Below are 5,314 nucleotides of genomic sequence, written 5' to 3'. Positions count from 1 at the left end.
CTGCTGGCACCTGTTCACCTGGGGAGACAAGGTCGAGATCCTCGGGCCCGCGCGGCTGAAGCAGGTCATGGCCGAGCAGGTCGCGCTGGCCGCCCGCGCCCACAAGGTGGAGCTTGCGTCCGAAACTGTCGGAGTCGGCGCCTAGGACGGACTCCTCGCTTCTGAGGAGATCGTACATGTACGCCGCCGCCGCTGTCGCCGATGGCATCGTCTACTGGCCGAAGTCGCCGCTGGAGAAGGCGCAGGACGCCGTCCGCTACGCGGGCGTGCTGGCCCTCTGGCTGGTCCTGGCGCTGATCCGCCCCGGGCTGGCCATGGACATTTTCGTCAACCGACGCCCTGACTCGCCGATCCCGCGCCGCCGGCGTCAGCCGACGACCGCCTTCCAAAGGTAGCGGCGATGGCGAAGCTCGAGTCCCTTTGGACCGGCGAACTCCCGGAACAGCCGCTCGAGATCGGCCCTGACGGCCGTAAGCGGCGGCGGATCGTCGGTCATCCACGTGAGGCAGGCGTAGAGGTCCTCCGGTTCGGCGAGGATCTCGGGCACGTCGAAGGTCCAGGCGCTGTGCAGGGCGAGCCCGCCCTCGGCGAGCCGGGCCGCGATGCGCCCGGCGATCGTCTCGAATCCGCCGGCCGCGCGGTAGGCGCCGGGCAGGGGCAGGGCCGTCGGCAGCGCCTCGAACCAGGGCGCGGTCAGGTCCACCGGATTCAGCTGGATCAGCGCCCCGCCGGGACGGACGGCGCGGCGTGCGTCGAGGATGAAGTTGGTCGGTCCGCGGCGGGAGACGATCAGGTCGACCGACCCATCGTCAGCCGGCAGCCGAGCGCGCCCGCCGTTGTGCTGCGGCGCCGAGTTGGCGACCACCAACTCGACGTTCGTCAGGCCTCGTTCGGCCGCCGCCCGGCGGGCGATGTCGATGAACTCGGCCACGGCGTCGTAGGCCACGTACCGGGCGACCTTCGGCGCGAACCGGGGGATGTCCGGCCCATGGCCGCAGCCGGCCTCGAGCACCGTCGCATCGGGCTGGAGGCAGGCTTCTACGAGCGCTGCATAGGCGTCCTCGCCGTTCCCCGGCGCAAGGCTCGACTTCCAGGGATAGAAATACCCGCCCTGTGACGCCGCCAGGCCCCGCATCCGTTGCATGATGTCCAGGGCCATGGCGCGCCTCCCGCTTAGACCCATGCTAGGCCCGGCCCCTCCATCGACAAGCCCCGATCCCTCGTGAGAGGTTGGACCCGTGGAGTCGGGGAGGGACGGGCCGCCAGCCCGTCGGGGGAGCATGACGGCCCAACGGCGGCCTGGGCTGAGAGCCAGGCTCTATCGGCAGCTGGACCCCAAGGCGCGCCCGCGCCAGGGGCTCTCGCGCCTCAATGTCTTCCTAGTGGTCCTGATCCTGGCGGCTGTGACGCTCGCGATCCTGGAGACCGAACCCACGGTCACCGACGACTTCGGCCGCCTGTTCGTGCAGCTGGAGCTGGCGTTCGGGGTGGTCTTCGTGGCCGAGTATCTCGCCCGGCTCTGGGTCTGCGTCGAGGATCCCGATTTCGGTGCGGGATGGCGCGGACGTTTGAAGTTCATGCTCTCGCCGACGGCGATCATCGACCTGCTGGCCGCCGTCTCGTCCTTCACCCCGACCGGCCAGGGCATGCTGCTGCTGCGCGCGTGGCGGCTGATGCGGATCCTACGGCTGGCCAAGCTCGGTCGTATGAGCCGCGCCTGGTCGCACATCACCGAGGCCGTACACTCGCGCCGGGCGGAACTGCTGCTCAGCCTCTACGCTGGGCTGGTGGTGATGGTGGTCTCGTCCACGCTGCTCTACTTCATCGAGGCCGAGGCGCAGCCGGACAAGTTCGGCTCGATCCCCCGGGCCCTGTGGTGGTCCGTGGCGACCCTGACCACTATCGGCTACGGCGACGTCTTCCCCATCACGCCGCTGGGGCGGATCCTGGCGGCCGTCACCGCGCTGACCAGCATCGGTGTGATCGCCATGCCCACCGGGATCCTGGCCGCGGCGTTCAGCGACGCCATCCAGCGGCATCGTGCGGCGGAGGCCCAGGCTCTAGCGGCCGATGATGGGATCGAAGACCGCGCCTGACGCGTTCCTCCGCCGCACCCCCCTGCGCGCGGATGCCGCAGAGAAGCCTGGCGCATGCGCGGAACCAAATGCTCCATTGCGCATTCGCTCCTGACGAGACTCGGAGGGGGGACGCTTCATGCATGCTTGGCCAGATGAGACCCTGCACGAAGGCGACACCGTCACCTCGCCGGACGAGCCGGCCGCGCGTTTCATCGTCATCGCGGTCCACGAGGACCGCTGCTGGATCCGCGAGATCGCAACGGGCGAGGACCAGATCGTCTTCGTCTCGAGCTGCCGGCGCGAGTCCACCTACCACTAGGCTCCGGCGGCGCATAAGCTGCGCCGCATGATCGAGAGCCAGGTCGACATCAAGACCCCGGATGGGGCCACCAGCACCTTTATCTGCCATCCGGAGCGGGACGGCCCGTTCCCGGTGATCCTGTTCTTCATGGACGCGCCCGGCATCCGCGAGGAGCTGCGCGACATGGCCCGGCGGCTGGCGACCGTCGGCTACTACGTGATGCTGCCCAACCTCTACTACCGGGCGGGGGTGATGGAGCTGGGACGGTTGCCGCCGGACCCGAACGCGCCCGAGCGGCGGCGAATGTTCGAGCTGATGGAGAGCCTCTCCATCGACATGGTTATGCGAGACGCCGAGGCGCTGATCGCCCACGCCGGGACGCAGCCGGCCGCCAGCTCAGGCGCCATGGGCTGCCTCGGCTACTGCATGAGCGGCCAGTTCGCGATCAACGCGGCCGCCCGGTTCCCAAGCCGCATCGCCGCGGCGGCCTCGATCTACGGCACCTTCCTGGTGACCGAGCGGCCCGACAGCCCGCACCGCGTGGCCGCAAACGCCAAGGCCGAGCTCTATTTCGCCTGCGCGGAGACCGACCGTTGGGCGCCCATGGAGACCGTCGAGGCCCTGAAGACCGCGCTCGCCGCCCTGCCGATCCACGCCGAGGTGGAGGTCTACCCGAAGACCGAACACGGCTTCGCCTTCCCCCAGCGCCCTGTCTACGAGAAGGCCTCCGCCGGACGCCACTGGGAGCGGCTGTTCGCGCTCTATCGGCGGCGGTTGGGGTAAGATCCTCCCCCGCAGGGGAGGGGCACCGAGAAGCGGTGAGGGAGTTCACGCGCACCTAGTCAGCGCCCCTCAAACCCCTCAGTCCCTTCGGGACAGCTCCCCCTGTGGGGGAGCGCCTTCGAGGCTCACTTCTTCGCCTTGTACGCCTTCACGGCCGACAGCGTCTGGGTGACGTGGTCGTTGGGGGAGAGGTTGTCGTAGGCCAGGAGCACTTCGCCGGTCGGCGAGATCACGTAAGAGGTGCGGCTCGACCAGCCCGGCCGGACGGCGAGCGTCGCGTCGTACTGCTTGGCGATCTTGGCGTCCGGGTCGGCGGCGACCGGGAACTTGCCCGAGCACTTCTCGGTGTCGGCGGAGAAGGCGGCCAGCTTGGCGATGTTGCCGGCGGTCACCCCGATCACGGTCGCGCCGTTGGCCTTGAACTCGTCGGTGGCCTCGGCGAACAGCCGGGCCTCCAGGTTGCAGCCGGCGGTGTCCGCGGCGGGGAAGAAGTAGACCACCACCGGGCCCTTCTTGCGCGCCTCGGCCAGCGAGAAGCTGGTGGGCTTGCCGGCCTGATAGGCCTGGGCGGTGAAGTCTGGGGCCTTCGCGCCGGGCTTGAGGGCGGCGAAGGCGGGAAGCGCCAGGGCCGTGGCGGCGAGGCCGGCGATCAGTGCGCTTTTCATGGGTCGTCTCCGAGAGGTTCGGCCCAGTTTAGGCCGAGGGGCCGGGGGTGCGCCAGTGGCCCCTCCGCTTGCGGGCTCCCGTCATATCCCCTAACCCTCGCCGCCGCGGAATCACCGCCAGCGCTTCGACGGAAAGGGCCCCCGCATGAGCCTCGCGTTCCTCTTCCCCGGTCAGGGCAGCCAGGCCGTCGGCATGGGCGTCGAACTGGCCGAAGCGTTCGCCGCCGCCCGCGAGGTGTTCGAGGAGGTCGACGACGCGCTGGGCCAGAAGCTCGCCAAGCTGATGCGCGAGGGGCCGGAGGACCAGCTGACCCTCACCGAGAACGCCCAGCCGGCGCTGATGGCCGTCAGCCTGGCGGTCATGCGGACGCTGGAGCGCGAGTTCGGCGTCGGCGTCGAAAAGGCCGCCTTCGTGGCCGGCCACAGCCTGGGCGAATATTCTGCGCTGGCCGCCGCCGGGGCGCTCAGCGTCTCCGACACCGCGCGCCTCCTGAAGCTGCGCGGCCAGGCCATGCAGCGGGCCGTGCCGGTGGGCGAGGGGGCCATGGCCTCGCTGATCGGGCCGAAGACCGACGTGGAACTGGCCGAGAAGGCGGCCGCCGCCGGCTCGGCCCTCGGCGTCTGCGTCGTTGCCAACGACAACAATCAGGGCAATGTGGTGATCTCCGGAGCCAAGGCCGCCGTGGACAAGGCCATCGAGGAGGCCAAGGCGCTGGGCGCCCGGGCCATCCCGCTGAACGTCTCCGCCCCCTTCCACTGCCCGCTGATGCAGCCGGCCGCCGACGAGATGGCCGCCGCCCTCGCCGAAGCCCGCATCGTCCAGCCGCGGGCGCCGGTGGTGGCCAACGTCACCGCCCGCCCAACCCTCGATCCCGAGGAAATCCGCCGCCTGCTGGTCGAGCAGGTGACCGGCCGCGTCCGCTGGCGCGAGAGCGTCACCTGGCTGGCGACAGAAGGCGGCGTCACCCGGTTCGCCGAGGCGGGCGCCGGCAAGGTGCTTTCCGGCATGGCCAAGCGGATCGCCCCGGACGCCGAGGCGACGCCGCTGAACGCGCCCGCCGACCTCGAAGCCTTCGCCAAGAGCCTCTAGGAGCGCCCGGCATGTTCGACCTTTCCGGCAAGACCGCCCTGGTCACCGGCGCCACGGGCGGGATCGGCGGCGCCATCGCCGCCGGCCTGCACGCCCAGGGCGCGCACGTGGTCCTCTCCGGCACCCGCGAGGCGGTGCTGGCGGAGGTGGCGGGTAAGCTGGGCGAGCGGGTCTCCACCGTCGTCGCCAACCTCTCCGACGCTTCGGCCGTGGACGGCCTCGTGGAGGCCGCCGAGGCGGCCGCCGGCAACCCGCTGGACATCCTGGTGGCCAACGCCGGCATCACCCGCGACGGCTTGATCCTGCGGATGAAGGACGAGGACTGGAACGAGGTGATCCGGGTTAACCTGGAGAGCTACTTCCGCCTCTCGCGCGCGGCCGTGAAGGGCATGATGCG

Annotated in this window: 8 protein-coding genes; 6 read left to right on the top strand and 2 right to left on the bottom strand. The window is 70.4% G+C overall.

All coding sequences use genetic code 11. The annotated features are described in order from the left end of the window. Positions 1 to 176: 176 nt before the first annotated feature. Entirely contained in the window at positions 177 to 395 is a 219-nt protein-coding gene (locus VHK87_RS13085) for a hypothetical protein (protein ID WP_329635338.1), read from the top strand. Here the strand turns inward: VHK87_RS13085 and VHK87_RS13080 are convergent. After that, positions 368 to 1,159 (bottom strand): class I SAM-dependent methyltransferase, encoded by a 792-nt coding sequence (locus VHK87_RS13080; protein WP_329635337.1) that lies wholly within the window; start codon positions 1,157 to 1,159, stop codon positions 368 to 370. The two genes, VHK87_RS13085 and VHK87_RS13080, sit on opposite strands and share 28 nt — an antisense overlap. A 121-nt stretch (positions 1,160 to 1,280) precedes the next feature. Here VHK87_RS13080 and VHK87_RS13075 point away from each other — a divergent pair, with 121 nt between their 5' ends. From VHK87_RS13075 to VHK87_RS13065, 3 genes are all read left to right on the top strand, one after another. After that, a complete protein-coding gene (locus tag VHK87_RS13075) occupies positions 1,281 to 2,096 on the top strand; it encodes an ion transporter (RefSeq protein ID WP_329635336.1) in 816 nt (271 codons plus the stop codon). Between the two features lie 118 nt (positions 2,097 to 2,214). After that, the gene (locus VHK87_RS13070; protein ID WP_329635335.1) at positions 2,215 to 2,397 is read left to right on the top strand and encodes a hypothetical protein; all 183 of its coding nucleotides are present in this window, start codon (positions 2,215 to 2,217) and stop codon (positions 2,395 to 2,397) included. 27 nt (positions 2,398 to 2,424) lie between these two features. Further along, a complete protein-coding gene (locus VHK87_RS13065; RefSeq protein ID WP_329635334.1) occupies positions 2,425 to 3,162 on the top strand; it encodes a dienelactone hydrolase family protein in 738 nt (245 codons plus the stop codon). Positions 3,163 to 3,287: 125 nt separating this feature from the next. Here the strand turns inward: VHK87_RS13065 and VHK87_RS13060 are convergent, their stop codons facing one another. Then, a complete protein-coding gene (locus VHK87_RS13060) occupies positions 3,288 to 3,827 on the bottom strand; it encodes a peroxiredoxin (protein ID WP_329635333.1) in 540 nt (179 codons plus the stop codon). Between the two features lie 145 nt (positions 3,828 to 3,972). On the opposite strand from VHK87_RS13060, the gene fabD reads away from it, so the two are divergent. Further along, the gene (gene fabD, locus VHK87_RS13055; protein ID WP_329635332.1) at positions 3,973 to 4,917 is read left to right on the top strand and encodes an ACP S-malonyltransferase; all 945 of its coding nucleotides are present in this window, start codon (positions 3,973 to 3,975) and stop codon (positions 4,915 to 4,917) included. An 11-nt stretch (positions 4,918 to 4,928) separates the two neighbouring features. Next, positions 4,929 to 5,314, top strand: a 386-nt coding sequence (locus VHK87_RS13050) for an SDR family NAD(P)-dependent oxidoreductase (RefSeq protein ID WP_329635331.1), incomplete at its 3' end; no start/stop codon positions are given.

Origin of the sequence: Phenylobacterium sp. (assembly GCF_036263695.1) — a bacterium.
In the GTDB taxonomy this organism is placed as follows: Bacteria; Pseudomonadota; Alphaproteobacteria; order Caulobacterales; family Caulobacteraceae; genus Phenylobacterium.
This window is presented reverse-complemented; position numbering and strand designations above follow the sequence as displayed.